Source organism: Hyphomicrobium sp. (assembly GCF_036833075.1).
GTDB lineage: Bacteria > Pseudomonadota > Alphaproteobacteria > Rhizobiales > Hyphomicrobiaceae > Hyphomicrobium_C.
On the sequence record NZ_DAITQL010000133.1, the window covers coordinates 1 to 1,492 of the forward strand.

At 58.1% G+C, this 1,492-nt stretch carries 1 protein-coding gene; it reads right to left on the bottom strand.

The genetic code is table 11. From position 1 onward, the window contains the following. Positions 1–1,492 (bottom strand): efflux RND transporter permease subunit (locus tag V7082_RS20920; RefSeq protein WP_334151573.1); only part of this gene is annotated, 1,492 nt, incomplete at both ends.

Genomic DNA, 1,492 nt, shown 5'->3' on the forward strand with positions numbered 1-1,492 from the left:
TCTTCGAGAACACGAAGGCGACCTCGGGGAAACTCCTGACCACGCTCTCGACCTTGAGCTGCATCTCCGTCGACTGAGTGAGCGACGTCGAGGGGATGCGCATGGCGTGCATAGCCAAGTTCTTTTCGTCGAGCTGCGGGATGAACTCTTGGCCCAGCCGCATGAAGAGAAGCAGCGAAAAAACGAACAGGCCCGCCGCCGATAGCATCACGAAGCGCGGCTCGCTCAGCGCACCCCGGAGAATAGGTTCGTAGCGAGCCTTAGCCGTTCGTATGATGATGTTGTCTTTTTCCTCTACGCGGCCGGTGACAAAGATCGCCAGCATGGCCGGAACGAAGGTCAGGGAAAGGACGAAGGCACAAATGAGTGCGATGATTACCGTCAGCCCCATAGGCTCGAACATCTTGCCCTCGACGCCCGTGAACGTCAGGAGAGGCAAGTACACGGTTATGATAATGGCCTGACCGAACACCGTAGGCTGGATCATCTCCTTACTGGCGACCATGACTTCATGTAGCCGCTCCTGAAGTGTGAGGAGCCGCCCCTCATGATGCTGTCGCTCGGCGAGACGCCTCAGGGCATTTTCGGTGATGATCACGGCGCCGTCGACGATGAGACCGAAGTCGAGCGCGCCGAGGCTCATGAGGTTGGCCGAAATCCCTGCTTCCAGCATGCCGGTCAGGGTCATCAGCATCGTGACCGGGATGACGAGCGCCGTAATGAGCGCGGCACGCAGATTGCCGAGCATCACGAATAGAATCACGATGACGAGCAGAGCACCTTCAGCCAGGTTCTTCGCCACTGTCTTGACGGTAGCATCGACAAGCAGAGTGCGGTTCAACACCGTCTTGATCGCGATGTCGGGTGGGAGCGCCTTGCCGATCGATTGCATCTTCTCGTCAACAAGACTGGAAACGATGCGGCTGTTGCCGCCTTTGAGCATCATTGCCGTGCCGACGACAACTTCGTTTCCATCCTCGCTTGCCGATCCTGTTCGGAGCTCCCGCCCGATACCGACTTCGGCAACGTCCTTGAGGAATACGGGCACGCCGTTCTTGTTGGCGACGATTACGTTCCCGATATCTGCAATGGTCTCGAGGCGGCCGTCGGCGCGAACCGTATAGGACTCGCCTTTCTGCTCGATGTAGCCGGCACCCACACCGATGTTGTTTTTCTCGAGCGCGGAGATCACATCGGAAAATGACAGGCCGAACGACAGCAGCTTCTGTGGATCGGGCTGAACATGGAACTGTTGCTCATAACCGCCAATCGAGTCGACCTCCGCGACACCTGCGATCCCTTTGAGCTGCGGGCGAATAATCCAGTCCTGGACCGTCCGCAGGTACATGGCCAACTCGAAATCCTTCGTAAGCCGCAATCCTTCGGGCGTGAGGTAGCTGCCGTCGCTCTGCCATCCCGGTTGTCCGTCCTTGATCTCCGCGCCCTTTCCGCGCGGATGATCGAAATGCACGGTCCACATATAGATTTCGCC